We start from the raw sequence: 23,100 nt of genomic DNA on the forward strand, positions 1-23,100 counted from the left end.
CCACATTTTCAACCTCATTTCAGTGTGGAATCAGCGAACGCCCGCCGACCTCAGTGCGGCCGGGGTGTAGTCCGCCGCCTTGGCTGCGAAACCGAACACGAAGCTGCTCTTCTCCTCGTTCTTCATGCCCAGCGCGATGTAGCGTCCGGCAATCAGGTCGTACAGGGTTTCCACGGTGTAGGCCGGCACCTGGTGGTCGTAGTAGAACTGCGAATGGCCTTCGGCAACGCGCCACAGTTGGCCGCGGCCGTCGTAGTGGTCCACCAGGGCGACTTGCCAGCTGTCTTCGTCGATGAACATATGGCGTTTGGCATAGATGTGCCGCTCGCTGGGCTTGACGGTGCCGACCACTTCCCACACGCGGTGCAGTTCATAACGGGTCAGGTCCTGGTTGATATGCCCGGCCCTGATGATGTCGTCGTACTTGAGGCTTGGCGAATCGAGCTTGTAGCTGTTGTAGGGAATGTACATCTCCTTCTTGCCCACCAGTTTCCAGTCATAACGGTCGGGCGCGCCGGAGAACATGTCGAAGTTGTCGGTGGTGCGCAGGCCGTCGGAGGCGGTGCCTGGGCCGTCGTAGGACACCTGCGGCGCGCGCCGCACCCGGCGCTGGCCGGCGTTGTAGATCCAGGCCAGGCGCGGTTCCTTCACCTGGTCGAGGGTTTCATGCACCAGCAGTACGTTGCCCGCCAGCCGCGCCGGGGCGGTGACCGATTGCTTGAAATAGCTGAGCACGTTGGCGGCCTTGGCCGGGTCGATATCCGGAATGGCTTGCGGCACCGCTACTTCTTCTTCGAAACGGATCGGCGTGTAGCTGCCATTGGTCTGGGGCGTGGCCTGAGTGATGATGCGCCGCAGGTTGCCGCCGTGGTAACGGGTGATGTGATTCCACAGCACCTCGACGCCATTTTTAGGGATAGGGAACGCGTAGTAACGGTTGCCGGTAAAATTCTCCAGGCCGTTGCCATCGTTGATCGCCTTCACATTCACGGCGCTGCGCTTGATCGACTCGTAAATGTCCGCCGGCAAGTTGACCGTGCGGTGGCTGGTGTACACCGGAATCTTGTAGGTCTCGGGGTAGCGCTTGAACATCGCCACCTGGCCGTCGGAGAGCTTGTCCTTGTACTTGTCCACCGTGGCAGCGGTGATCACGAACAGTGGTTTTTCACTGGCGAAGGGGTCGGCGAGAAACCCCTTGCTGTCCACCGCGCCTGCATTCTTGGGGATGCCGCCGGTCCAGGCCGGAATCGAGCCATCGGCGTTGCCGGCTTTTTCCGCGCCGACCGGGGTCAGGGAAGTGCCGAGCTTGGCTGCTTCTTCGGGCGATACCGCCGCCATTACGTTGGCGGCCAATACGCTCAGGGCCAACATTGCAATCATCTTACGCATAGGGTCTTGTCCTTCTTTTAAGCCAGATCAGAAGTTCACGCCGAAGCTGAGGGCGAGGAAGTCGCGGTCGGTCAGGGTGTTGTAGTCACCGCCAAAAAAGTCGGTGTAGCTCAGGCTTGCGGTGTAGGTGCTGCGATAGTCCGCATCCACGCCGACGCTGATGGCCTTGGCGCCTTTGTTGAACAGGCCGTTGGGGCCGTAGCCCGCCACGTCGTGGGACCAGGACAGGTTGGGCTTGAGGTTCACACCGGCAATGGCGTTGTTGTAGTCAAGGATCGCCCGCGCCCGGTAGCCCCACGAGGTGGAGGTGACAAAACCGTCGGTGTCACCTTGAAAACCGTAGGCGCCGTACACCGAGTCTCGGCCGTAACGCAGTTTGGTTTTGTCTTCCAGGCCGGCGACGTGCACCACCGCCGCTTCGCCCACCAGGGTCAGGCGCTCGGCGCCCAGTACCTGGTCGAAGAACTGGGTCATGGTGCTCTGGATCTGGGTGATTTCCTTGCGGCGGTAGCCTTTGTTGTCATCGCCGAAATTGCTGCGGATGGGTGAGGCGAGCTGACCCGCGATGGGGTTGACCAGGGCCAGGGTCAGGTCGGTGGTGTTGAGCTGCACCGGCGCATTGGGCCGATAGCTGATTTCGCCGGTCCACGCCGTGCCCGTGGGCAAGGTGGTGGAGAAACTGGCGCCGAACAGGCGGATGTCTTCCGGGTAATCCAGGTAGTACTGGCCGCGGCCAAGCATGGTGCTTTGCGCCAAACCGCCCCCGGAACCGGGTGCCAGGGCGTTGGCGGTGTTGATGATGCGCCCGATGGTGGCCAGGTTGGTATTGGCGGTCAGGGTGCCGACGGTCGGTGTACGGCTGTGGTAGTTCATAAAGTACAGGCCGTACTCAGTGTCATCACCCAGCCAACGCAGGGCCGCGCCGAACTGGCCGGAGTCACGCGCATCGCGGTCACCGGCACGCCGCACGATCACGCCTTCATTGGTCACGCCAAACCCTTGACCAAAGGCAGCGGCCACCGGTTGCAGCGGTCGGATCGCCGGGCTGCCCACGGTGTAGTTATTGGTGCAGCCGTCCGCCGCCACGTCCCCACCGAAGAAGGTGCCGCAGTTGTCGAGCACCGTCTGGTCCCATTCCAGTTGGTAGAAACCTTCCACTGTCAGTTGATTGGTCAGGCTCTGGGAGGCAAACAGCATGTTCACCGGGATCAAGCCTTCCTTGATCTCGGCACCGGGCCTGCGAAACGCCGACACGTCGATCGGGTTGATGCTGTTGATGGAGTTACCGATGAAGGTACTTTCGCCCCAACTGACCACCTGCTTGCCGGCGCGCACGGTGCCGGGCAGGTCGCCCAGGGAGTAGTTGTGGTAGACGAAGGCATCGAGGATCTGCGCACCGCTGGACTTGGCGCCTTCCTTGCGGTTGTGATCGCTGATGGGCTTGAACTCGCGGTCTTCGTCCTTGAGCTCGAAGTCGTACCAATACTTGCCACGCACGAATACCCCGGTGTCGCCGTACTTCAACTCAAGGTCGTGCAGCCCCTTGAAGATCTTGGAGAAGGTCTCGCCCTTCTTGAAGTTGAGGCGCCCGTCATCCCCGGTGGACGCCTGGCCCGTCCCGCCATTGACCGTGCCGACCAGGCTTTTATCGGCATCGCGCATGCCCCAACTGGCGCCGACCGACAGCGAGGAGTCGAATTGCCCTTCGATCTCGCCGATGTTGAACGAAACAGCCTGCGCCTGGGCACAGCAGCCCAGCGCAACCGCAGTGGCCAGCGCCTGTGGCGTGAAGATGGCGCGCATTATTGTTTTTGTCATGCGTCTTCCCCGGTGAGTGACAGAAGGCCCCACCCTACTGCCGCCCTTGAGGAGCGATAAGCGCACCAAGGAGGTATTCGTGTTGTCGCTCGAAAGGATGACGGGGTTCTCTGGCCGGGCGTTGGCTTGGTGACATGCATGCGATGGATGAAGGGTTATCAGAAGGATCGATGGCGCCCTGTAATTATTGCCGATCTGGTAATAGTCCTTGTCCTGATTCGCTATTACTCATTTTGTTACAACCGACTATTCTTGCCTGGCTTTCAGGGCAAACAGCCCGCTCCCGCATTGGGGAGAAAAGCTGATTTATAACGGATTGATCCCGTAATCAGTCTGTTCCCGGTGTTCACTGACGTTGATTTGTCGCTCCTTGATCCAACGTCTTACTTCGGCCGCTGCCTATGCAGCGGCCTTTTTTATGCCTGCAATAAAACGGGGCGTCATCGACGCCCCGTGGGATTCATTGATTTACCGGCAATGATCAGAGGCTGAACTTCTGCAAGTTGGCCATCATTTCCTTCAGTGCCTCGATATTGTCCTTGGGGTGCGCAGCCCCTTCGAAATCGCAGATCTGCTGCCAGTGCGCGGCCACATCCTGCGGCGAAAAACCGGCCTCGGGATCAAAACCCACACCCAGGCTGCGCTCCCAACGGGTCTTGCCGATCCAGCCGCCACCCACTTCAAACAAGCCTGCGGTTTCTTCACAGGCGTCACTGCCCAGGTACACCACCAGCGGGCTGACCAGTTCCGGCTTGAGGCGCTCGAACACCTGCGGCGGGATCAGCCCTTCGGTCATGCGTGTGCCACCGGTGGGGGCAATCGCGTTGACCAGAATGTTGTTCTTGCGCCCTTCCAGCGCCAAGGTGCGGGTCAAGCCATACAGGCCCAACTTGGCCATGCCGTAGTTGGACTGGCCGAAGTTGCCGTAAATGCCTGACGTCGACGCCGTGAAGATCACCCGGCCATAACCCTGCTCGCGCAAATGCGGCCAGGCGGCGCGGGTGACTTTGTAGGCGCCTTCGACATGCACCCGGTAAACCAGGTCCCAGTCGTTGTCGTCCATTTTGTGAAAGGTCTTGTCGCGCAGGATGCCGGCGTTGTTGACCACCACGTCGACCCGGCCGAAAACATCCAGGGCGTTCTGTACGATCTTGTCGCCGTCGGTGACGGAGTCATGGTTGGCCTCGGCAATACCGCCTGCCGCGCGGATCTGCGCCACCACCCGGTCGGCCGCCGAGGCGTTGGCGCCCTCGCCTTGGGTTGAGCCACCGAGGTCGTTGACCAGCACTTTGGCCCCGTGCTTGGCGAACAGCAGCGCATGGGCCTGGCCCAAGCCACCACCGGCGCCGGTGACGATCACGACCTTATCCTGAAACTGCACTGACTCACTCATACCGAACTCCGCTGGCGACAATGGGATAGGCAGAGTGTCACGCACGCAGCCTTTGGTCACAATAAAGACGGCCGGGGCTGAATGGTGCTTGATAAGGCAGCGGGATGATGCGCGGAATCAGGAATAGGCCGCGCGGGGTGAAGGCTGGCTGATGCGCTCACGAAACGCCTGGTAATGCTTGAGCACCTGGACCGGCGCCTCGATCTGCGGGTAGTGGCCGATATTGGCCAGCCTTATCGTGTCGGGCGCGGGCACCAGTTGGCGATAGCGCTCGACCATATGAGCCCCGGAAATCGGGTCTACTTCGCCGTCGATCACCCGCAGCGGCACTTCACCTCGCTGCATGGCCGTGAGCCAGCGCTCGCGCAGACGACGGCGCTGGGGGATGTAGGCGATGAGTTTGTGCAGGATACGCGGGCCGTCGTTGCAACTGATCAAACTCCAGAAATCATCCAGCACGCTTTCACTGGGCCGCGTCTGGGGGCCGAAGATCTGGTTGAAACTGCTGGCCAAGGCATTGCGCCCAAAGGCCCGACCGATCATCCAGCCCAACGGGCTGAGCAGCAGCTTTTGCACCAGCGCCGGCCGATGGGTTTCCGGAAACAGCCCGCCGTTGAGAAATACACAACTCGCCATCGGAAACCGGCCCTCGTAATGCCGAGCCAATAATTCCTGGGCGACACTGTCGCCGTAGTCATGAGCCAACACATGCACCGGCTGCTCTACGCGCAGGTGCTCAAGCAGCGCCTGTTGCAGATCGGCCTGTTCCAACAGGCAATAGTCGTGGTCCAAGGGTTTGGCCGAGTCGCCAAAGCCGAGCATGTCGCAGGCAATCACCAGATTGCGCTGGGCCAGGGGTTGCCACAGGTAGTGCCAGTCCCAACTGGCCGTGGGGAAACCATGAATCAGCAGCAACGGCTCGCCCTGCCCGGCCATCCAATACCGCACGGTGTGGCCACGAAAGACGAAGTCCTGGCCGCGCTTGCGCCAGGCTCTGAGCGGTATCTCGGCGAGTGGCATCAGCTTTTATACCCGGGGTCCTGGTGGTCCAATTTGCGTAGCAGCGCCGGCCAGGCCAGCGCACCACCCATACCTTGGGCGCTTTTTGTGACAGCTGCCACCATCGCCTTGGCACCGGCGAGAATCTGCGGCTCGATGGCGATCAACTCGGTGCCGCCGCTCTGGGCCAGCACCTGGATCTCGCAGGCGCGCTGGAAGGTGAACATCATCAGGAAGGTATCGGCGATGGTGCCGGCGCAGGTCAGCAGGCCGTGGTTATGCAGCATCAGGAAATTGTTCTGGCCCAAATCCGCTTGCAGGCGGGCCTTTTCCTCGTGATTGAGCGCCACGCCCTCATAGGCGTGATAGCCCAGGCTGGACAGTACAAACAGCGATTGCTGGCTGATGGGCAATACACCCTGCTTTTGCGCACACACCGCTACGCCCGCAGCAGTGTGAGTGTGCAGCACGCAGGTCACGTCGTGGCGCACTTCGTGGATGGCGCTGTGGATGGTGTAGCCCGCAGGGTTGATATCGTAGGGGCTCTCCATTTGCTTATTGCCGGCCTGGTCAACCTTGACCAGGCTCGACGCGGTGATCTCGTGGAACATCAGCCCATAGGGGTTGATCAGGAAATCTTCAGTGCCCGGCACCTTGGCCGAAATATGCGTGAAGATCAGGTCATCCCAACCGTGCATGGCCACCAGGCGATAGCAGGCCGCGAGGTCCACGCGGGTTTGCCATTCGGCGGCGCTGACCTGGGCTTTGACGTTTTGTGGCGATGGAGCAGGGGCTAGGCTCATGGCAATGACCTCCTTGGCGCACTTCTTATGGTGTCTAAAGTGAGAGCCAGTCTAGTCAGACGCCGAGGCGCAAGGAGTTTCCTTGGCAGCCAGCTTGATGACTGAGCGAGTCAGTCAAGAGAATAGTACAAATACGTGTCAAACAAGCGCCGTCAATAACGGCGCTCCCTGGGGCTCAACCGCGCAGCGCGGTGATCAAATCGGCCAGCCAAGGCTCGGCGTCAGCTTCCGGGGTGACGCTTTCGCTGGCGTCCAGGCGCAGCATCGGCTGCACTTCGCGGATGCCCAGTTCGGCGAACAATTCGCGCATTTGTTCACCGCCGCCACAGAAAGTATCGCCATAGCTGGCGTCGCCCAGGCCGATGACCGCTCCCGGCAGGCCGCGCCAGGCGGCGGGCAGTTGGTCGCGGATGGTTGAGTACAGAGGCTGCAGATTGTCGGGCAACTCGCCCATGCCGGTGGTCGAGGTCACTGCCAGGAATGCATCGGGAGCAAAGGCCTGCACGTCTGCCAGCGTGGCACGTGCGTTGTGCCAGGCGTTGAAACCTGCGTCCTTGAGGATTTCTTCCGCGTGGCGAGCGACTTCTTCAGCCGTACCGTAGACCGAGCCGGAGAGGATGGCGACTTTCATCAATCTGATCCTGTGGTTGAGCGAAAGCGTGGGATATTAGCAGCCCGTGCCAATATTTCAGTGCGCACCGTGCAACATTCCAGACTTGCCATAAACTGGCAAGGTCAAAACCAGGCCATGGACCGCTCTATGATTAACGCCAAACTGTTGCAAATGGTCGTCAATGCGTCCAACGACGGAATCGTTGTTGCCGAGCGCGAAGGCAACGACAAACCGCTGATCTACGTCAACCCGGCCTTCGAACGGCTGACCGGCTATACCCTCGACGAGATCCTGTATCAGGACTGCCGCTTCCTGCAGTCGGGCGACCGCGACCAACCGGCCTTGATCGCCATCCGTGACGCGCTCGACAGCGGCGGCGCCTGCCGGGAGATCCTGCGCAACTTTCGCAAAGACGGCACGCCTTTCTGGAACGAACTGTCGCTTTCGACCGTGTACAACGAGGTCGACAAGCAAACGTATTTCGTCGGCGTGCAAAAAGACGTCACCACTCAAGTCAAAGCCCAACAGCGCGTCGCCCAGCTGGAAGCCCAGTTAGCCGAGCTCAAAAGTGAGCTCGCGGCACTCAAGGCGACGAGTGGATTTAACAAACTGTAAAAAACGCGGTCTTTAGAGCGATAATGGCTTTTTAATGCCTCAGCCTTGAGCCAGATCAATGCAACGCGACACGCTATTGACGCAGGACGAGCTGGATTTTATCCAGGACATGCAGCACAACCCGCAGCTCAACCTGCGGGATGCATGGTCGAGCCTGACGGTTAATGGCGGCGCACAGATTCGCGATTTGCTCACGCGGCTAGCGGCTCACGACCAGGTCACCATCCAGGCGCAGTTCGACAACCAGCAACTCACCTTCCCGTTGCACCTGGTGGAAGATGAGTTTCATGCCGTGCATTTGCGCCTGGGCGTACCGAGCATTTTTGAAGATGGGCCGATGATCCGCCCGTGGCGCCTGGCGCTTGAAACGCCGGTGGCGCTGGAAAACATCAAGGGCTACTCCAGCGCGCTGTGGGTGCACGAAGTGTCATTCAAAGGGGTGCTGGTAGAAGTGCGTGGCCGGGTCAAACCGCCAAAGACGTTTTCCCTGTGGTTCAGCCCTTCCGGCTACGAACGCATCGCCCTGCGCGGTACGCTGGAGCGGGAAACCGCCCGCGGCCTGTTCGCTTATCGCCTCAGCCAGAGCGATGCCGATGAGATCGAACGGTTACGCCAGTTCATCCTGCACCAGCATCGCCTGGTTCATCCTCACGTTCATGCCTGAGACTCCAGATGGCCGCTGAGCAGTTGCTGCAAGCGGCGCGGCATCAAGCGCCCGTCATTGCCCAGACAACCAATCGATGCCCCCTCCAGGCTGTGTTCTGCCAGCTCTGACGCCTCTCCAGCCAGCAGCAACGGGCAGTCGAGGGTGAAGGCCAGGCGATTGAGCCGCGACGCCAGCTCTGCGCCAGGGGCATGGTTGGAAAACAGCACCAGGGCTTGCGGCCGAGTGCGCTCACAGATCAGCGTTAACTCATCCAGTGGCTGGCCAACGCCCAGGACCTTGACCGCCAGTTTCTCGCTCGACATCAACAAGCCCGCCACCAGCAACTCCAGCTCACGGCACTCTCCGGCAATGGCTGACAGCAATACCCTGGGCGCTGGCGAGGCACAGGCCATTTGCAGGCACCGTGCGACACGCGAGCGCAGGAAATTATCGAAGAACAGCCACTCGCTGGCTTGGCCAAAGCGGCCTTGGTGACGTAACAACTGCTGCCACAGCGGGACCAGAATGTCCTGGAACACCACGGCCGTCGAATAGACGCTGAAGATCTGGCCGTACAACCGGTCGAGCTCACGATCATCAAAGGCACTGATGGCCTGCCGCAATTGCGCCTGCCATTGGCGCCACTCCAGTTCGGTATCGCTGCGTGACGCGGTAGCCGGTTCGTTGGGCTGTGGGTCGCGCGCCAAAAGCTTGCCGACTTTGCTCACCGCCACGCCACGTTCGATCCAGTCGAGGATGCGGTGCACGGTGTCGATATCGGTGCTTGAGTACAGCCTGTGCCCACTTTCGGTGCGTAAAGGCTGGATCAAACCGTAGCGACGCTCCCACGCCCGCAAGGTCACCGGGTTTACACCTGTGAGTCTTGCCACTTCACGAATCGGAAACAGCCCCTCGCAGTCAGAGTGGCTGTCGGCTGTCGTTTCGCGAAGAGGCGCAGTGATTTCGGGCATCAGCGGTCAAAAAACTTGTATGAATTTGAACACCATTTAACGCCGATTGAACTGCATGATTCAAGATCTACGGCGATCCATCCGAAGTTTCTGGCGTATTTGGGCAAATCCGGAATAATCCTTGCCTGTTCTTTTGCGTCGCTGCACCACCCCGCAGCCTCGTTCGTGCACAGCCTACCCGGCTCGGCGCACTTGCTGATTTGGAGATATACGATGTCTACCTCACCCGTCACCTTGATGGTTGCGCGCCGCGTGGCCAAAGGTCGCTACGAAGAACTGATGGCCTGGCTGCGTGAAGGCGAGCAATTGGCGACTGACTTCCCCGGTTACCTGGGTTCCGGCGTGCTGGCCCCGCCACCCCATGATGATGAGTTCCAGATCATCTTCCGCTTTGCCGATGAAAAAACCCTGCATGCCTGGGAATTCTCCGCGTCGCGCAGCGCGTGGCTGAGCCGAGGCAGCGAGCTGTTTGCCGACCCGTCGGAACACCGCGTCAGCGGTATCGATGGCTGGTTTGGCGCAGTGGGTGCCCGCCCGCCACGCTGGAAACAGGCGGTGGCCATCTGGTTGGCATTTTTCCCGGTATCGCTGCTGTTCAACTTCGGCCTGGGGCCGCTGCTCAGCGAGTTGGACCTGTTCAGCCGCGTACTGGTGAGCACCGCAGCGCTGACCCCGTTGATGGTTTATTTCTTTATACCGCTGTCGACCCATCTGTTGGCGAACTGGCTGCACCCTTCGCCCCCTCGCAAAGTCACTGAAGCCGCCGCTTGAGTACAGGGAGGCCGGCGCGCTGGTATAGTTTGAGCCTGCCAGCGACTTGAGCCTCCCATGAATGCAACCAACGCTCCGATCCTGATCACCGGTGCCGGCCAGCGTGTCGGCCTGCATTGTGCCGAGCGCCTGTTGGATGAAGGCCAAGCGGTGATGTTCAGCTACCGCAGCGAACGCCCCGGCGTGCAGGCGCTGCGTGAGCGCGGTGCCATCGGCGTGTTTGCCGATTTCTCCAGCGAAGCCGGAGTGCTGGCTTTCATTGCCGCAGTCAAAACCCATACTCAAAGCCTGCGCGCAATCATCCACAACGCTTCAGCCTGGGTCGCCGAAACCCCGGGCGACGAAAGCCGTGCCTTTATCGACATGTTCAGCGTGCACATGCTTGCGCCGTACCTGATCAACCTGCATTGTTCACCTTTGCTGCAACGCTCGACACCCGCCGATATCGTGCATATCAGCGACGACGTGGTGCGCAAGGGCAGCCGGCAGCACATCGCCTATTGCGCCACCAAGGCCGGGCTGGACAGCCTCACGTTATCGTTTGCCGCGCAGTTTGCGCCGCTGATCAAGGTCAACGGCATCGCACCGGCGATGGTGATGTTCAACGAAGGCGATGACGCGGCCTATCGCGCCAAGGTCCTGGACAAGTCGGCCTTGGGCATCGAGCCCGGGCCCGAGGTGATCTACCAGAGCGTGCGTTACCTGCTGGACAACCCCTATGTCACCGGTACCACCCTGACCGTCAACGGTGGGCGGCATATCAAGTAAGCCGTTTTTGAGGATGTTGTATGACCTTATCCCTGCCCCACCACTACCGCGAGATCCTCAAGGGCCTGGGCGAAGACCCGCAGCGCGAGGGCCTGCTCGACACGCCCAAGCGTGCCGCCAAGGCCATGCAGTACCTGTGTCATGGCTATGAGCAGAACCTGGAAGAAATCGTCAACGGCGCACTGTTCGCGTCCGACAATGACGAGATGGTGATCCTCAAGGACATCGAGTTGTATTCGTTGTGCGAGCATCACCTGCTGCCCTTCATCGGCAAGGCCCATGTGGCCTATATTCCGACCGGCAAGGTGCTGGGCCTGTCAAAACTGGCGCGCATTGTCGACATGTTCGCCCGGCGCCTGCAGATCCAGGAAAACCTCACGCGGCAAATCGCCGACGCCATCCAGGACGTGACCCAGGCCGCCGGCGTGGCGGTGGTGATCGAAGCCAAGCACATGTGCATGATGATGCGCGGCGTGGAGAAACAGAATTCAACCATGAACACCTCGGTGATGCTCGGCGCCTTTCGCGAGTCGAACACCACCCGCATGGAGTTCCTGCAACTGATTGGACGGAGCAAGTAGCAATGCCACAACTTCAACCAGGCATGGCGCGTATCCGGGTCAAGGACCTGTGCCTGCGCACCTTTATCGGCATCAACGAGGACGAAATCCTCAACAAACAGGATGTGCTGATCAACCTGACCATCCTGTATGCCGCCCAGGAAGCCGTGCGTGACAACGACATCGACCACGCCCTGAACTACCGCACCATCACCAAGGCCATCATCGCTCACGTCGAAGGCAATCGCTTTGCCCTGCTGGAGCGCCTGACCCAGGAACTGCTGGACCTGGTGATGAGCAACGAATCGGTGCTGTACGCCGAAGTCGAAGTGGACAAGCCCCACGCGCTGCGCTTTGCCGAGTCGGTTTCGATCACTCTGGCCGCCAGCCGCTGATACCAAGTGAGCCCTATGAACGACCAACAACGCCTCGAACTCGAAGCCGCCGCCTTTCGCCGATTGGTGGCCCACCTGGACAGCCGCAAGGATGTGCAGAATATCGACCTGATGAACCTCGCCGGCTTCTGCCGCAACTGCCTGTCCAAGTGGTACAAGGCCGAGGCCGACGAACGCCAGATCGAGGTCAGCCTCGATGAGGCCCGTGAAGTGGTGTACGGCATGCCGTACGCCGAGTGGAAAGCCCAATACCAGCAAGAAGCCAACGCCGACCAACAGGCCGCGTTTGCCAAAGGAAAGCCTCATGACTGATTTGAACACCCTGCGCGCCAGCCTCAACAGTGGCGAACACCTCTTTGCCGACACCCTGGCGTTCGTCGCGGCCGGTTACAACTACCAGCCGCAAGCTTTCACCAACGGCGGTGTGGAAAACGCTGCCGGACAGAACGAAGGTTCGTGCAAGACCCTGGGTTTGGCGCTGCTGGAAGGGTTGAGTGATAAGGAAGCACTGCTAGCATTTGGTGAGCATTATCGGTCGGTGGTGGCGACGCCTGAGGGCAGTGACCATGGCAATATCCGAGCGTTGATTGCCCATGGGCTGGCCGCAGTGAAGTTTGCTGAACAGCCTCTGACTCGCCGCTGATTTAATAATCAACCCCGCTCAATGTAGGAACCGGGCTTGCCCGCGAGGGCGGTGGTGACTATCACACCGCTATCGCAGGCAAGCCAGCTCCCACATTTGTTTTGCGGTGTCTCGGCTAGATCGCAGGCATAAAAAAACCGGCTTTCGCCGGTTTTTTCAATTTCACAGGTTTAGAACGAAGCGTCCTTCAAACCGTCGAGGTAACGCTCGGCATCCAGGGCCGCCATGCAACCGGCGCCGGCCGAGGTGATGGCCTGGCGGTAGACGTGGTCTGCCACGTCGCCGGCAGCGAAGATACCTTCGATGTTGGTCGCGGTCGCATTGCCTTCACGGCCACCTTGCACCACCAGGTACCCGTCTTTGGCTTCCAGCACGCCTTCGAACAGCGAGGTGTTCGGGGTGTGGCCGATGGCGATGAACACACCGTCGACTTTCAGCTCGTCGAAGCTGCCGTCGTTGTTTTTCAGACGGGCACCGGTCACACCCATGTTGTCGCCCAGGACTTCATCCAGGGTGGCGTTGAGCTTGAGGATGATCTTGCCTTCGGCGACACGGGCGTGCAGCTTGTCGATCAGGATCTTCTCGGCGCGGAAGGTCTCGCGGCGGTGAACCAGGGTCACGGTGCTGGCGATGTTGGCCAGGTACAGCGCCTCTTCCACAGCAGTGTTGCCACCGCCGACCACGGCAACCGGCTTGTTGCGGTAGAAGAAACCATCGCAAGTGGCGCAGGCCGAAACGCCCTTGCCCATGAACGCTTCTTCCGAAGGCAGGCCCAGGTAACGCGCACTGGCGCCGGTGGCGATGATCAGCGCGTCGCAGGTATACACACCGCTGTCACCGGTCAGGCTGTAAGGCTTTTTCGAGAAGTCGACCTTGTTGATATGGTCGAAGACAATCTCGGTTTCAAAGCGCTCGGCGTGCTCTTTCATCCGCTCCATCAGCACCGGGCCGGTCAAGCCGTGGACATCGCCAGGCCAGTTGTCGACTTCAGTAGTGGTGGTCAACTGACCGCCCGCCTGCATGCCGGTGATCAGCAGCGGCTTGAGATTGGCCCGGGCAGCGTAGACAGCGGCGCTGTAACCGGCAGGGCCGGAACCGAGAATAATCACTCGGGAATGACGGGTATCAGACATGACTCACTCCTACCGACCGCCCAAACCACAGGGCGGCGGGAATAAAAAAGGACCGCGAAGCACTTGGGGAAGGCTTTGACTCGCCAGGTCCTGAAAATAATGGGTGCAGCGTATCGAGGGGGGCAAGATTAAGGAAATACGCATTAACAATCCAGCTCATAGGTGTTCTCTATGTGCGCAATTAAGTTAATCGACACCTTTGTAACCCTGGATGTCGCCTACCTGCCCGCGCTTTCACAACAGGTGCAAAGCCGGTAAGGTCGGCGCGTTCGCCATTTTGCTCGGAGTATTCCATGCCCGCCCCTGCTCTTTCCGGCCCGCAATACCTGCGTGAAGGCCTCAAACTGGTGTTGAGCCCTGGCCTGCGCCTGTTCGTGTTGCTGCCGTTGGCGATCAACCTGGTGCTGTTCGTCGGGTTGATCTATTTCGCCGGCCATCAGTTCAGCCTGTGGGTCGATAGCTTGATGCCGACGCTGCCCCACTGGCTAGGCTTTTTGAATTACCTGTTGTGGCCGCTGTTTGTTGTGCTGGTGGTGCTGATGGTGTTTTTCACGTTCACCATGCTCGCCAATATCATCGCCGCGCCGTTCAACGGGTTTCTCGCCGAGAAGGTCGAGGTCGTGGTACGTGGCACCGACGACTTCCCGCCGTTCAGTTGGACCGAACTGGCCGCCATGGTCCCACGCACCCTGGCGCGGGAGATGCGCAAGCTGGGTTACTTCCTGCCACGTGCCATCGGCCTGTTTATCCTGTCGTTCATCCCGGTGGTCAACCTGATCGCGGCGCCGTTGTGGCTGCTGTTTGGCGTCTGGATGATGGCGATCCAGTACATCGACTACCCGGCCGATAACCATAAGCTGGGCTGGAACGAGATGCTCGCATGGCTGCGCCAGAAACGCTGGCAGAGCATGAGTTTTGGCGGCATTGTCTACCTGGTACTGCTGGTGCCGGTGGTCAACCTGTTGATGATGCCAGCGGCGGTGGCCGGCGCAACGTTGTTCTGGGTGCGTGAACAAGGCGCCGAGGCGATGGCGCAGCAAGCGGTGGCCAAGTCATAAATCCATCATCGCACTGACACAATGGCGACATGGCCCACGCCGACACTGTGGGTCATGACGACAGCCTCGCTTCACATCACCCTCATTACCGAAACCTTCCCGCCGGAAATCAACGGGGTGGCCAATACCCTTGGCCGCCTGTGCGAGGGTTTGCGCTCACGCGGCCATCAGGTCGAACTGGTGCGCCCACGTCAGAACACCGATAAGAGCCGATCAAGTGACGATCAACTGCTGCTGTGCCGCGGCTGGCCATTACCCGGTTACCCAGGGCTGCAATGGGGCCAATCGTCGATGCGAAAACTGCTCCGACGCTGGAGCCGGCAGCGCCCGGATGTGTTGTATATCGCCACCGAAGGGCCGCTGGGATTGTCCGCTTTGCGGGCGGCGCGGCGGTTGGGAATCAGCGTCGTCAGCGGCTTTCATACCAACTTTCAGCAGTATTCGAACCAGTACGGCTTGAGCCTGCTCAGTCGCGTGGTCACCCATTACCTGCGCTGGTTTCACAACCGCTCGAGCCTGACCCTGGTACCGAGCGCCAGTCAGCGTCTGGAACTGGAGCGTCGGCATTTTGAGCGCTTGGGGATGTTGGCCAGAGGCGTCGACAGCCAACTGTTCCACCCCGCTAAACGCGACAGCACTCTGCGCGAACGCTGGGCATTGAATAATGAGCAAATCGCAGTACTGCATGTAGGACGACTGGCGCAGGAAAAGAACCTGGGACTGCTCAAGCGCTGTTTCGAGACCTTGCAAGACAGATACCCACTGCGTCAGATGAAACTGATCATCGTTGGTGATGGGCCGCAGCGAGCCATGCTGGAGAAAGACCTTCCCGACGCCATTTTCTGCGGTGCCTTGCGCGGTGAAGAACTGGCTCGTCATTACGCATCCGGCGATGTGTTCCTGTTCCCCAGCCTGACCGAAACATTCGGTAATGTGGTTTTGGAGGCCATGGCTTCAGGACTGGGAGTTGTGGCCTACGACCAGGCAGCCGCCACCCAGCATATTCGTCATGGCTATAACGGGGTGCTGGCGATGCCGGGGGATGAAAATGCGTTTTGCGATGCCGCCAATTGGCTGCTGGAGGACGCAGAAGGTTTACGCCGTATGCGCCTCAATGCCCGTCAACACGCAAGCCGCCAAGGCTGGCCAGCGATTGTCGAGCAATTCGAGCATCAGTTACGTGGGGTGTGCGGGGAGAGTTTTGACCTTCCAACGCAACCTTACGTGCGCTGAACAATCGGTCAATGATCAAACGCATGGCGAGCCTGCTACCGGCCACTCAAGTTTTGCCCGGTATTTAAACCGGGAACCAACGGTTGCGTAACGCCAATCATAGAGACCTGCCGATCAAGCAGGCCCTTTGAATATGGAGATAATGAACAATGCCAATTTATGGAATGGGTGTACGCAATGGCGTCAACATGCCAACCGCGGAGTGGACACGCCAGCAACAATGGCTGGATCAATCCCGTGCAGAACCGCCAACCTACGGCCAGCCTGGGCACAAAGATGGGCTCAAGACTGATCATCACAAAGAGCTGAATAAGCGGCCAGGGTATTAATCACTAAAGCAACAGAACTCCCTGTGCCCCATCACAGGGAGTCCGAGTCCTTACACTAAGGTCGTCAACGCCTCACGACTGAAGGGCAGGATGTCGCCTTCACGCCCTTCGCGCACCTTCACCGCCCAATCCGGGTCCACCAGCAATGCACGGCCCACTGCCACGAGGTCGAACTCATCGTTGTTCAGGCGCTCCAGCAGTTTCTCCAGGCTGGCAGGCTGGGCGACTTTGTCGGTGTTGACCATGAACTGCAGGAACTCGCCATCCAGGCCCACGCTGCCCACCGTGATGGTTGGCTTGCCGGTGAGCTGACGCGTCCAGCCGGCCAGGTTGAGGTCCGAGCTTTCAAATTCCGGCTCCCAGAAACGACGGGTGGAACAGTGGAAAATATCCACGCCAGCGTCAGACAATGGCTTGAGGAACTCACCCAACGCTTCAGGGCTTTGTACCAGGCGCGCGGTGTAGTCCTGCTGCTTCCACTGGGAGAAACGCAAGATGATCGGAAAATCCGGGCCGACAGCGGCGCGGGTCGCCTGGATCAGTTCGATGGCAAAGCGCGAGCGGTTGGCCAGGCTGCCACCGTATTCGTCGGTGCGCTGGTTGCTGCCTTCCCAGAAAAACTGGTCGACGAGGTAGCCGTGGGCACCGTGGATTTCCACGCCGTCCATGCCGATCGCCTGGGCATCCTTGGCCGCTTGGGCGAAGGCGTTGATCACCTGCGTGATGTCCTGTTTGGTCATGCCGTGCACAACGACATTGCCGTCCTTGAGCTTTTCCATCGGGCCATAAGCCGGCACGCTGGCGTCAGGTTCAGTGCCGATACGGCGCACACTGCCCACATGCCACAGTTGCGGGACAATCTTGCCGCCTTCGGCGTGGACTGCATCGACCACTTTCTTCCAGCCGGCCAAGGCGGCTTCACCGTAAAAATGCGGCACGTTGGGGTAGCCGTTGGAGGCTGGGTGCCCGACCACGGTGCCTTCAGTGATGATCAAGCCCACACCGGCAGCGGCACGGCGACGGTAGTACTCAATGACTTTCGAGTTGGGTACGCCACCTGGGGAGAACGAGCGGGTCATGGGCGCCATGACCACGCGGGTCGACAATTGCAATGCACCGAGCTGGAAGGGTTTGAACAAGGCTTGGACGGGCATGGAGCGCTCCACGGCTAAGAAATTTATGACGTGGATAATATGGAGAGCAGAGCGTCTCTCAAAGCACTATTGATCTAAATGATTAAGGTATAGAAGCGCCCGAATACCTGTAGGCGTCAACTCAGGGCTTTTTCGATGGCCTGGATGATGGAGGGATCTTCTGGGGGCGTACGGGGTGAGAAGCGCGCAAGTACGCGGCCATCTTTACCTAACAGGAATTTCTCGAAGTTCCAGGTGATATCCCCGGGGAATTCAGCGCCCTCGCCCGCCAGCAAGCGGTACAACTGGTGCCGATCAGGGCCGTTGACGTCGATCTTGCTGCCCAGTGGAAAGGTCACGCCATAGTTCAGGCTACAGAACTCGCGGATTTCTTCCTCGCTGCCCGGTTCCTGACCGGCAAACTGATTGCACGGCAAGCCGAGCACCGTAAACCCTTGGCCCTTGTACTGCTGGTAGAGGTTCTCCAACGCCGCGTATTGCGGGGTCAAACCACATTTGGACGCCACATTGACCACCAGCACGACTTGGCCCTTGAAAGGCGCCAGCGGTAGCGCTTGTCCGTCCAAGGCTTTGAGTTTCAGATCGTGGAAAGCACTCATGACGAACTCCAGATATCCCATGTTCTTTGCATTGCAGCCCTTCGGAGCTTACAACCGGCAAAGCTGCAATCATAGACGCCGATGACGAAACTCGCCTGCAGGTTACTGAGCGGTCGGCCAGGGCAAAATCGGAATCGCCGTCACCGCATTCTGCGGGCTGCCTTCGATCAGGCGGTCGCTGTAGACCAGATACACCAAGGTGTTGCGCTTCTTGTCGAGGAAACGCACGACCTGCATGGTCTTGAACACCAGGGAGGTGCGCTCCTTGAACACTTCGTCGCCGTCCTTGAGCTCACCCTTGAAGTGGATCGGGCCCACCTGGCGGCAGGCGATCGAGGCTTCGGCACGGTCTTCGGCCAGGCCCAGGCCGCCCTTTACGCCGCCGGTCTTGGCGCGGGACAGGTAGCACGTCACGCCATCGACCTTGGGGTCGTCAAACGCTTCGACCACAATCCGATCGTTGGGGCCGACGAACTTGAACACCGTCGACACCTGGCCGACCTCTTCGGCCGAGGCCAGCAGTGGCATGGCCAACAGCAGGCCGAGCAATCCCTTCATCACGCGCATCGTGTATTTCCTATGGTTAGACCAGGATCAGGTTGTCGCGGTGAACCAGTTCCGGTTCTGCCATATAACCCAAGAGTCCGACAATGGCGTCGGAGGGTTGTCCGATAATCTTCTGTGCTTCCAGGGCGCTGTAGTTGGCCAGGCCGCGCGCAATCTCGCGACCGTCTGGCGCAACGCACACCACCATCTCGCCACGGCGGAAGCTGCCCTGCACCAACTTCACACCCACCGGCAGCAGGCTTTTGTTGCCCTGGGACAACGCCGCTACTGCGCCTGCGTCCAGCACCAGGGTGCCACGGGTTTGCAGGTGACCGGCCAGCCATTGCTTGCGCGCCGCCAGCATGCCGCGCTCCGGCGACAGCAACGTACCGATGCGCTCACCGGCCTTGAGGCGATCGAGCACGCGCTCCAGGCGCCCGCCGACGATGATGGTGTGGGCCCCCGAACGCGCGGCCAGGCGCGCAGCGCGCAGCTTGGTCTGCATGCCACCGCGACCCAGGGCACCGCCGACACTGCCGGCGACCGCATCCAGCGCCGGGTCATCGGCGCGGGCTTCATAGATAAGCTGGGCATCGGGGTTGTTGCGCGGGTCGGCGTCGAACATGCCATCGCGGTCGGTGAGGATCACCAGCAGGTCGGCCTCTACCAGATTGGCCACCAGGGCGGCCAGGGTGTCGTTGTCACCGAAGCGGATTTCGTCGGTGACCACGGTGTCGTTCTCGTTGATGACCGGGATGACCTTGAGCTCCACCAGCGCGCGCAAGGTGCTGCGGGCGTTGAGGTAGCGCTTGCGGTCGGACAGGTCGTCGTGGGTCAGCAGCACCTGCGCCGTGTGGCGGCCGTGCTCGGCAAAGCTGGATTCCCAGGCTTGCACCAGGCCCATCTGGCCGATGGCGGCGGCGGCTTGCAGTTCGTGCATCGCGCTGGGTCGCGCGGTCCAGCCGAGGCGGCTCATCCCGGCGGCAACCGCTCCGGACGACACCAGCACCAACTCAACGCCTGCTTCATGCAAGGCCACCATCTGCTCGACCCAGACGCTCATGGCTGCGCGATCCAGACCTTTGCCATCCGCCGTCAACAGCGCACTGCCGATTTTCACGACCCAGCGCTGCGCACCTGTCACTTTGCTCCGCATCATCTTCAACCTTAGAGTGAGGGCCGCGCGACCCAGCGCTGCCCATAACGTTATACCCGGATACCAAAACGCCGCTCCAAGGAGCGGCGTTCAAGTTTATCGCAACGGATCAGTCACGCACGTAAATGATTTCCGGACCGTCTTCATCATCCACGTCTTCTTCGTCCCAATCATCGTCGCCGATGTCGTGGACTGACTTCACGCCGCTGCGGCGCAGGGCGCGCTGGTCGTCCAGGGCCTGCAACTGGGCACGGGCTTCGTCTTCGATCTGCTGGTCGAGTTCGGCGAGTTCGGCCTTGTACACCGGGTCGGCCGCCAGGCGGTCGGCACGGTCTTCCAGGTAACGCATGATGTCGCGGGTCAGGCGCTCGGTGCCTTCTTTGGCGATGGCCGAGATGACGTAGACCGGGCCTTCCCACTCCAGGCGATCAACGATCTCCTTGACGCGCTCTTCGTGCTCTTCTTCAAGGATCTGGTCGCACTTGTTCAGTACCAACCAGCGATCGCGCTCGGCCAGGGCCGGGCTGAACTTGGTCAGTTCGCTGACGATGACTTCGGCGGCATCGGCGGCACTGGTGTCATCCAGCGGTGCCATGTCGACGAGGTGCAGCAGCAAACGGGTACGGGACAAGTGCTTGAGGAAGCGAATACCCAGGCCCGCGCCGTCGGAAGCGCCTTCGATCAAGCCAGGAATGTCGGCGACTACGAAGCTTTTCCAGCGGTCTACGCTGACCACGCCCAGGTTTGGCACCAGGGTCGTGAACGGGTAGTCGGCCACTTTCGGCTTGGCGGCCGATACCGAACGAATGAAGGTACTTTTACCCGCGTTCGGCAGGCCCAGCAGGCCCACGTCCGCCAGTACTTTCATTTCCAGCTTCAGGTCGCGCTGCTCGCCCGGCTTGCCCGGCGTGGTCTGGCGTGGTGCACGGTTGGTACTGGACTTGAATCGGGTGTTACCCAAACCGTGCCAGCCGCCCTGCACAACCATCAGTTTCTGGCCGGCCTTGGTCAGGTCGCCAATCACTTCCTGGGTCGCGGAGTCGATGATCGTGGTGCCGACCGGTACGCGCAGTACCAGGTCTTCACCTTTTTTACCGGTGCAGTCGGTGCTGCCGCCGTTGGAGCCACGCTCGGCATCGAAGTGCCGGGTGTAACGGTAGTCGACCAGGGTGTTGAGGTTTTCGTCGGCCATCATGTAGATGGAACCGCCGTCACCGCCGTCACCGCCGTTCGGGCCACCGTTTTCGATGAATTTTTCGCGACGGAAACTCATGCAACCGTTACCGCCGTCGCCTGCTTTTACTCGGATGGAAACTTCATCAACGAACTTCATAACAAAACGCCTCTCGCCGCATGGACGAGCTTAAGAAACCAAGACATAAGACTCTTGCAAAAATGAGCGCAGCGACCTCAATCAGCGACCGCAAACCAGCGCCTGAGCTCATCACAGACAGCTTTGCAAGAGACTCACTCCACAAACGAAAAAGCCCCGTCGCAAGACAGGGCTTTTCCAGCGATCTCGCAATTAAGCTGCGACAACGCTCACGTAACGGCGGTTGAACGCGCCCTTTACTTCGAACTTGATCACGCCTTCGATTTTAGCGAAGAGGGTGTGATCTTTACCCATGCCAACACCGTAACCGGCGTGGAATTGGGTGCCGCGCTGACGCACGATGATGTTGCCCGGAATGATTTTCTGGCCGCCATACATCTTCACGCCAAGGCGTTTGGCTTCTGAGTCGCGACCGTTACGGGTACTACCACCAGCTTTTTTGTGTGCCATGAGTCAATTCTCCTAGTGAGGAATTAGGCTGAAATTAAGCCTGAATACCGGTGATTTTGATCTCGGTGTACCACTGGCGGTGGCCCATACGCTTCATGTGGTGCTTACGACGACGGAACTTGATGATGCGGACTTTATCGTGACGACCTTGGGAGATCACTTCAGCCACAACGGTAGCGCCAGCAACAACTGGAGCGCCGATGTTCACGTCATCGCCATTGGCGACCAACAGAACGCGATCAAAAGTAACGGATTCGCCAGTAGCGACTTCCAGTTTCTCGATCTTCAGGTATTCACCTGGGGCGACTTTGTATTGCTTGCCACCAGTAACAATTACTGCGTACGACATGGTATTTCTCCGATAATCCTGCTCACCCAGCGCTTTATAAGAAGAGGTATTGGCTGGCATGGCTGCATGGGATGGACGTCCCGAATGCAATTGCGTAAGGCAGGTGCTGCCCAGGAAGTTCAGGGTGCGCGATTGTACGCAAGCTATGGGAGGCTTGCAAGGGGCCGTCTATCGCGCCTTGACACCCGGGGGTCAGGGTCCTAGCATGCCGCGCAACCCTTCTGGAGCGACTGTCGCTGATGCAACCCCAAGCTTTCTACCGCGCGGTCGCGGACGATTTTAGCGCCGTCGACGGCATCATCAAACAGCAGCTGACGTCTAAAGTGCCGCTGGTCTCCAAAATTGGCGACTATATTACGTCGGCGGGCGGCAAACGCCTGCGTCCTTTATTAGTGTTGCTGTGCGGCAAGGCCCTGGGCCGCCAAGGCGATGACCTGCGCCTGCTGGCCGCCACGATCGAATTCCTGCACACCGCCACCTTGCTGCATGATGACGTGGTCGACATGTCCGGCATGCGCCGTGGTCGCGAGACTGCAAACGCGATGTGGGGCAATGCGCCCAGCGTGTTGGTGGGCGACTTCCTGTATTCGCGCTCGTTCGAAATGATGGTCGAGCTGGGCTCGATGCCGGTGATGAAGATTCTTTCACAGGCCACGCGCATCATCGCCGAAGGCGAAGTGTTGCAGCTGTCCAAGGTGCGCGACGCCAGCACCACCGAAGAAACCTATATGGAAGTAATTCGCGGCAAAACCGCGATGCTCTTCGAAGCCTCTACCCACAGTGCCGCCGCGCTGTGTGGCGCCACCGCCGAACAGGCCGAGGCGCTGCGCACGTTCGGTGACCACCTGGGCGTGGCGTTCCAACTGGTGGATGACCTGCTCGACTACAAGGGCGACGCCGAAACCCTGGGCAAGAACGTCGGTGACGACCTGGCCGAGGGCAAGCCGACCTTGCCGCTGATCTACACCATGCGCGAAGGCACGCCGGAACAGGCCGCCCTGGTGCGCAAGGCGATCCAGAAAGGCGGGATCGAAGACCTGGAAGCCATCCGTGCCGCTGTAGAAGCTTCGGGTTCCCTGGAGTACACCGCGCAACTGGCGCGTGACTACGTGGCGCGGGCGATCACATGCCTGCAAGCGCTGCCGGCCAGTGAATACCGGGATGCCCTGGTTGAGCTGAGTGAGTTTGCGGTCGCCCGTACTCACTGATTCCGCGCTGTTTAATGTGGGAGCTGGCTTGCCTGCGATGACTGGAGTGAACTCACTGCCGCTATCGCAGGCAAGCCAGCTCCCACATTAGGACGAGTCCAACCCCATCCGCGTTTAAAACCCTATATAATGTGCGACTTTTAGCCATCCCTGACTTTCTAGGAGCTT

General features: G+C 59.9%; 26 protein-coding genes. 11 read left to right on the top strand and 15 right to left on the bottom strand.

Features of this window, described 5'->3' with window-relative positions; genetic code table 11:
* Nucleotides 1-30: 30 nt before the first annotated feature.
* The 6 genes from MHH62_RS19515 to MHH62_RS19540 all read right to left on the bottom strand — a co-directional run bounded on the left by MHH62_RS19515 (nucleotide 31) and on the right by MHH62_RS19540 (nucleotide 7,033).
* Nucleotides 31-1,389: a DUF1329 domain-containing protein gene (locus MHH62_RS19515; protein WP_336827158.1), complete on the bottom strand. Its 1,359-nt coding sequence runs from the start codon at nucleotides 1,387-1,389 to the stop codon at nucleotides 31-33.
* Between the two features lie 27 nt (nucleotides 1,390-1,416).
* Nucleotides 1,417-3,207 (bottom strand): DUF1302 domain-containing protein, encoded by a 1,791-nt coding sequence (locus MHH62_RS19520; RefSeq protein WP_014719872.1) that lies wholly within the window; start codon nucleotides 3,205-3,207, stop codon nucleotides 1,417-1,419.
* A 481-nt stretch (nucleotides 3,208-3,688) separates the two neighbouring features.
* Nucleotides 3,689-4,600 carry an SDR family oxidoreductase gene (locus MHH62_RS19525; protein ID WP_073453361.1) on the bottom strand — a complete coding sequence of 304 codons (912 nt, stop codon included), beginning with the start codon at nucleotides 4,598-4,600 and terminating at the stop codon, nucleotides 3,689-3,691.
* Between the two features lie 117 nt (nucleotides 4,601-4,717).
* Entirely contained in the window at nucleotides 4,718-5,620 is a 903-nt protein-coding gene (locus MHH62_RS19530; protein WP_032902535.1) for an alpha/beta fold hydrolase, read from the bottom strand.
* Nucleotides 5,620-6,402: a class II aldolase/adducin family protein gene (locus MHH62_RS19535; RefSeq protein ID WP_020302024.1), complete on the bottom strand. Its 783-nt coding sequence runs from the start codon at nucleotides 6,400-6,402 to the stop codon at nucleotides 5,620-5,622. The genes MHH62_RS19530 and MHH62_RS19535 overlap by 1 nt, the downstream gene beginning before the upstream one ends.
* A 175-nt stretch (nucleotides 6,403-6,577) precedes the next feature.
* Entirely contained in the window at nucleotides 6,578-7,033 is a 456-nt protein-coding gene (locus MHH62_RS19540; protein ID WP_014719876.1) for a flavodoxin, read from the bottom strand.
* A 129-nt stretch (nucleotides 7,034-7,162) separates the two neighbouring features.
* Between MHH62_RS19540 and MHH62_RS19545 the strand changes: the two genes are divergently transcribed.
* Both MHH62_RS19545 and MHH62_RS19550 read left to right on the top strand, forming a co-directional pair.
* A complete protein-coding gene (locus MHH62_RS19545) occupies nucleotides 7,163-7,630 on the top strand; it encodes a PAS domain-containing protein (protein ID WP_020302025.1) in 468 nt (155 codons plus the stop codon).
* Between the two features lie 58 nt (nucleotides 7,631-7,688).
* Nucleotides 7,689-8,294, top strand: coding sequence for a hypothetical protein (locus MHH62_RS19550; RefSeq protein WP_020302026.1), 606 nt, complete (start codon nucleotides 7,689-7,691; stop codon nucleotides 8,292-8,294).
* Here MHH62_RS19550 and MHH62_RS19555 read toward each other — a convergent pair.
* Complete coding sequence (locus tag MHH62_RS19555; protein ID WP_032902534.1) at nucleotides 8,285-9,247, bottom strand: MerR family transcriptional regulator; 963 nt, start codon at nucleotides 9,245-9,247, stop codon at nucleotides 8,285-8,287. The genes MHH62_RS19550 and MHH62_RS19555 overlap by 10 nt on opposite strands.
* A gap of 213 nt (nucleotides 9,248-9,460) precedes the next feature.
* Between MHH62_RS19555 and MHH62_RS19560 the strand changes: the two genes are divergently transcribed.
* From MHH62_RS19560 to MHH62_RS19585, 6 genes are read left to right on the top strand one after another with little or no spacing between them, the layout of a single operon-like run.
* Nucleotides 9,461-10,018, top strand: a complete 558-nt coding sequence (locus MHH62_RS19560) for an antibiotic biosynthesis monooxygenase (RefSeq protein ID WP_336827156.1) — start codon at nucleotides 9,461-9,463, stop codon at nucleotides 10,016-10,018.
* Nucleotides 10,019-10,075: 57 nt separating this feature from the next.
* On the top strand, nucleotides 10,076-10,786 hold the full coding sequence (folM, locus tag MHH62_RS19565) for a dihydromonapterin reductase (protein ID WP_339231685.1): 711 nt from the start codon (nucleotides 10,076-10,078) through the stop codon (nucleotides 10,784-10,786).
* 20 nt (nucleotides 10,787-10,806) lie between these two features.
* Nucleotides 10,807-11,367 carry a GTP cyclohydrolase I FolE gene (gene folE / locus MHH62_RS19570; protein WP_003194072.1) on the top strand — a complete coding sequence of 187 codons (561 nt, stop codon included), beginning with the start codon at nucleotides 10,807-10,809 and terminating at the stop codon, nucleotides 11,365-11,367.
* Between the two features lie 2 nt (nucleotides 11,368-11,369).
* Nucleotides 11,370-11,741 carry a dihydroneopterin triphosphate 2'-epimerase gene (gene folX / locus MHH62_RS19575; RefSeq protein WP_003194073.1) on the top strand — a complete coding sequence of 124 codons (372 nt, stop codon included), beginning with the start codon at nucleotides 11,370-11,372 and terminating at the stop codon, nucleotides 11,739-11,741.
* 15 nt (nucleotides 11,742-11,756) lie between these two features.
* Nucleotides 11,757-12,053 (top strand): DUF1244 domain-containing protein, encoded by a 297-nt coding sequence (locus MHH62_RS19580; RefSeq protein WP_014719882.1) that lies wholly within the window; start codon nucleotides 11,757-11,759, stop codon nucleotides 12,051-12,053.
* The gene (locus MHH62_RS19585; protein ID WP_014719883.1) at nucleotides 12,046-12,384 is read left to right on the top strand and encodes a HopJ type III effector protein; all 339 of its coding nucleotides are present in this window, start codon (nucleotides 12,046-12,048) and stop codon (nucleotides 12,382-12,384) included. Before MHH62_RS19580 ends, MHH62_RS19585 begins: the two co-directional genes overlap by 8 nt.
* A gap of 170 nt (nucleotides 12,385-12,554) precedes the next feature.
* Here MHH62_RS19585 and trxB read toward each other — a convergent pair whose 3' ends face one another.
* The gene (trxB, locus tag MHH62_RS19590; protein WP_003194076.1) at nucleotides 12,555-13,517 is read right to left on the bottom strand and encodes a thioredoxin-disulfide reductase; all 963 of its coding nucleotides are present in this window, start codon (nucleotides 13,515-13,517) and stop codon (nucleotides 12,555-12,557) included.
* 293 nt (nucleotides 13,518-13,810) lie between these two features.
* Here trxB and cysZ point away from each other — a divergent pair, with 293 nt between their 5' ends.
* Nucleotides 13,811-14,575: a sulfate transporter CysZ gene (gene cysZ / locus MHH62_RS19595; RefSeq protein WP_014719884.1), complete on the top strand. Its 765-nt coding sequence runs from the start codon at nucleotides 13,811-13,813 to the stop codon at nucleotides 14,573-14,575.
* A 54-nt stretch (nucleotides 14,576-14,629) separates the two neighbouring features.
* Complete coding sequence (locus MHH62_RS19600) at nucleotides 14,630-15,808, top strand: glycosyltransferase family 1 protein (RefSeq protein WP_019817477.1); 1,179 nt, start codon at nucleotides 14,630-14,632, stop codon at nucleotides 15,806-15,808.
* Between the two features lie 379 nt (nucleotides 15,809-16,187).
* On the opposite strand, the gene MHH62_RS19605 is transcribed toward MHH62_RS19600, so the two are convergent.
* The 7 genes from MHH62_RS19605 to rplU all read right to left on the bottom strand — a co-directional run bounded on the left by MHH62_RS19605 (nucleotide 16,188) and on the right by rplU (nucleotide 21,724).
* The gene (locus MHH62_RS19605) at nucleotides 16,188-17,291 is read right to left on the bottom strand and encodes an NADH:flavin oxidoreductase (RefSeq protein WP_032902530.1); all 1,104 of its coding nucleotides are present in this window, start codon (nucleotides 17,289-17,291) and stop codon (nucleotides 16,188-16,190) included.
* 116 nt (nucleotides 17,292-17,407) lie between these two features.
* Nucleotides 17,408-17,890 (bottom strand): glutathione peroxidase, encoded by a 483-nt coding sequence (locus MHH62_RS19610; RefSeq protein ID WP_003194081.1) that lies wholly within the window; start codon nucleotides 17,888-17,890, stop codon nucleotides 17,408-17,410.
* A gap of 102 nt (nucleotides 17,891-17,992) precedes the next feature.
* The gene (locus MHH62_RS19615) at nucleotides 17,993-18,457 is read right to left on the bottom strand and encodes a CreA family protein (protein ID WP_003194082.1); all 465 of its coding nucleotides are present in this window, start codon (nucleotides 18,455-18,457) and stop codon (nucleotides 17,993-17,995) included.
* A gap of 16 nt (nucleotides 18,458-18,473) precedes the next feature.
* A complete protein-coding gene (gene proB / locus MHH62_RS19620; protein ID WP_003194083.1) occupies nucleotides 18,474-19,592 on the bottom strand; it encodes a glutamate 5-kinase in 1,119 nt (372 codons plus the stop codon).
* Nucleotides 19,593-19,701: 109 nt separating this feature from the next.
* The gene (cgtA, locus tag MHH62_RS19625) at nucleotides 19,702-20,925 is read right to left on the bottom strand and encodes an Obg family GTPase CgtA (protein WP_003194084.1); all 1,224 of its coding nucleotides are present in this window, start codon (nucleotides 20,923-20,925) and stop codon (nucleotides 19,702-19,704) included.
* A 192-nt stretch (nucleotides 20,926-21,117) separates the two neighbouring features.
* On the bottom strand, nucleotides 21,118-21,375 hold the full coding sequence (gene rpmA, locus MHH62_RS19630) for a 50S ribosomal protein L27 (RefSeq protein WP_003176049.1): 258 nt from the start codon (nucleotides 21,373-21,375) through the stop codon (nucleotides 21,118-21,120).
* Nucleotides 21,376-21,409: 34 nt separating this feature from the next.
* Nucleotides 21,410-21,724: a 50S ribosomal protein L21 gene (gene rplU / locus MHH62_RS19635; protein ID WP_007950961.1), complete on the bottom strand. Its 315-nt coding sequence runs from the start codon at nucleotides 21,722-21,724 to the stop codon at nucleotides 21,410-21,412.
* A gap of 239 nt (nucleotides 21,725-21,963) precedes the next feature.
* Here rplU and MHH62_RS19640 point away from each other — a divergent pair, with 239 nt between their 5' ends.
* Nucleotides 21,964-22,932 carry a polyprenyl synthetase family protein gene (locus MHH62_RS19640; protein ID WP_014719891.1) on the top strand — a complete coding sequence of 323 codons (969 nt, stop codon included), beginning with the start codon at nucleotides 21,964-21,966 and terminating at the stop codon, nucleotides 22,930-22,932.
* Nucleotides 22,933-23,100 lie beyond the last annotated feature (168 nt).

Source organism: Pseudomonas sp. FSL L8-0168, assembly GCF_037976155.1.
GTDB classification, from domain to species: domain Bacteria; phylum Pseudomonadota; class Gammaproteobacteria; order Pseudomonadales; family Pseudomonadaceae; genus Aquipseudomonas; species Aquipseudomonas paracarnis.

Coding starts and splice junctions, on each gene's coding strand:
- MHH62_RS19535 (WP_020302024.1), bottom strand. CDS start 6,402: ATGAGCCTAGCCCCTGCTCCATCGCCACAAAACGTCAAAGCCCAGGTC.
- trxB (WP_003194076.1), bottom strand. CDS start 13,517: ATGTCTGATACCCGTCATTCCCGAGTGATTATTCTCGGTTCCGGCCCT.
- MHH62_RS19610 (WP_003194081.1), bottom strand. CDS start 17,890: ATGAGTGCTTTCCACGATCTGAAACTCAAAGCCTTGGACGGACAAGCG.
- MHH62_RS19525 (WP_073453361.1), bottom strand. CDS start 4,600: ATGAGTGAGTCAGTGCAGTTTCAGGATAAGGTCGTGATCGTCACCGGC.
- MHH62_RS19555 (WP_032902534.1), bottom strand. CDS start 9,247: ATGCCCGAAATCACTGCGCCTCTTCGCGAAACGACAGCCGACAGCCAC.
- MHH62_RS19640 (WP_014719891.1), top strand. CDS start 21,964: ATGCAACCCCAAGCTTTCTACCGCGCGGTCGCGGACGATTTTAGCGCC.
- folM (WP_339231685.1), top strand. CDS start 10,076: ATGAATGCAACCAACGCTCCGATCCTGATCACCGGTGCCGGCCAGCGT.
- MHH62_RS19515 (WP_336827158.1), bottom strand. CDS start 1,389: ATGCGTAAGATGATTGCAATGTTGGCCCTGAGCGTATTGGCCGCCAAC.
- MHH62_RS19540 (WP_014719876.1), bottom strand. CDS start 7,033: ATGAAAGTCGCCATCCTCTCCGGCTCGGTCTACGGTACGGCTGAAGAA.
- proB (WP_003194083.1), bottom strand. CDS start 19,592: ATGCGGAGCAAAGTGACAGGTGCGCAGCGCTGGGTCGTGAAAATCGGC.
- MHH62_RS19520 (WP_014719872.1), bottom strand. CDS start 3,207: ATGACAAAAACAATAATGCGCGCCATCTTCACGCCACAGGCGCTGGCC.
- MHH62_RS19530 (WP_032902535.1), bottom strand. CDS start 5,620: ATGCCACTCGCCGAGATACCGCTCAGAGCCTGGCGCAAGCGCGGCCAG.
- MHH62_RS19615 (WP_003194082.1), bottom strand. CDS start 18,457: ATGCGCGTGATGAAGGGATTGCTCGGCCTGCTGTTGGCCATGCCACTG.
- cgtA (WP_003194084.1), bottom strand. CDS start 20,925: ATGAAGTTCGTTGATGAAGTTTCCATCCGAGTAAAAGCAGGCGACGGC.
- cysZ (WP_014719884.1), top strand. CDS start 13,811: ATGCCCGCCCCTGCTCTTTCCGGCCCGCAATACCTGCGTGAAGGCCTC.
- MHH62_RS19600 (WP_019817477.1), top strand. CDS start 14,630: ATGACGACAGCCTCGCTTCACATCACCCTCATTACCGAAACCTTCCCG.
- MHH62_RS19545 (WP_020302025.1), top strand. CDS start 7,163: ATGATTAACGCCAAACTGTTGCAAATGGTCGTCAATGCGTCCAACGAC.
- rpmA (WP_003176049.1), bottom strand. CDS start 21,375: ATGGCACACAAAAAAGCTGGTGGTAGTACCCGTAACGGTCGCGACTCA.
- folE (WP_003194072.1), top strand. CDS start 10,807: ATGACCTTATCCCTGCCCCACCACTACCGCGAGATCCTCAAGGGCCTG.
- MHH62_RS19605 (WP_032902530.1), bottom strand. CDS start 17,291: ATGCCCGTCCAAGCCTTGTTCAAACCCTTCCAGCTCGGTGCATTGCAA.
- MHH62_RS19580 (WP_014719882.1), top strand. CDS start 11,757: ATGAACGACCAACAACGCCTCGAACTCGAAGCCGCCGCCTTTCGCCGA.
- MHH62_RS19550 (WP_020302026.1), top strand. CDS start 7,689: ATGCAACGCGACACGCTATTGACGCAGGACGAGCTGGATTTTATCCAG.
- folX (WP_003194073.1), top strand. CDS start 11,370: ATGCCACAACTTCAACCAGGCATGGCGCGTATCCGGGTCAAGGACCTG.
- rplU (WP_007950961.1), bottom strand. CDS start 21,724: ATGTCGTACGCAGTAATTGTTACTGGTGGCAAGCAATACAAAGTCGCC.
- MHH62_RS19560 (WP_336827156.1), top strand. CDS start 9,461: ATGTCTACCTCACCCGTCACCTTGATGGTTGCGCGCCGCGTGGCCAAA.
- MHH62_RS19585 (WP_014719883.1), top strand. CDS start 12,046: ATGACTGATTTGAACACCCTGCGCGCCAGCCTCAACAGTGGCGAACAC.